This window comes from Bacillus sp. mrc49 (assembly GCF_002803435.1).
In genome coordinates this window covers 1-891 of the sequence record NZ_PHNG01000453.1, presented here as the reverse complement: position 1 = coordinate 891, position 891 = coordinate 1, and the positions used below count along the sequence as shown (strand labels likewise).

The following is an 891-nucleotide window of genomic DNA, read 5'->3' as shown; positions in this document are numbered from 1 at the left end:
GATTTAATGGAATGGTGATGATATCCAAATCGCCTTCATAACCACCGGATGTTTCCGTTAAGCGAACGATTTCATCGGTCACTACATGTAAAACTCCCTCAAATAAATCACTGCTTGTTGCCAGTTTGACTGGGTTCCGATGTGTGTCTTTTGATTTAAAAAAATACTAGATAACAATGCATTCTCCTCCTTATATAGGCTCTCTAACAGAATTGATGGCACGGAATGGAACGAATACGACAGTCCCAGCTGCTTCGCTAATGACGATATAATCAGCTTCAATTGCACTTAAAATTCCCGTCACCGGTGCAAAATCAGTGGAAACCGTTACAGTTCTTCCTAGTAATCTAAATAAAACCCTTCTTAAATCACTGAATGGGTCTCCAGGAATACCCGGTGTATCTGGGAAGTCTGGTGTATCTGGCGTATTGTTGCCATTTTCAATAAGCCACTTATAATAGAGGTATTCGCAATAATTCTTTTTACATTCTTTCTTGCTGCTCATTTTTTTACCACCTTTTTGATTGTCTTTTATACGATCATCTTTTCTATTCTCTTCTTGCTTGTGTTCACACTTCTTACTCTCTTCCTTTTTGCAATGATCACCCTTTCCCTTTTTTAGTACAGCACTGAATTCGTTGTCGATCGCAAGCGTGAATCCCGGTATGGTTTCTATTGAAAATGAATTTTCGGTCTGCAATTTTGCTAATATTTTACCTAAATTCGATCTTCTTGAATTCCTTGATCCACTTAATTCCTTTGAGGATCTTGACATTTTGCTGCTCCTTTCTATATGGCTTCAAAAGTAGTATATTGACGAATGCTGTTTTCGGCTTGGACTAAACAACCTTTTTTTACTAACTTAATATTTTTTATGAAGGATGTTCAAAA

General features: G+C 37.1%; 1 protein-coding gene. It reads right to left on the bottom strand.

Features of this window, described 5'->3' with window-relative positions:
- Nucleotides 1-190: 190 nt before the first annotated feature.
- Nucleotides 191-775: a DUF2642 domain-containing protein gene (locus CVN76_RS03545; protein WP_100530044.1), complete on the bottom strand. Its 585-nt coding sequence runs from the start codon at nucleotides 773-775 to the stop codon at nucleotides 191-193.
- Nucleotides 776-891 lie beyond the last annotated feature (116 nt).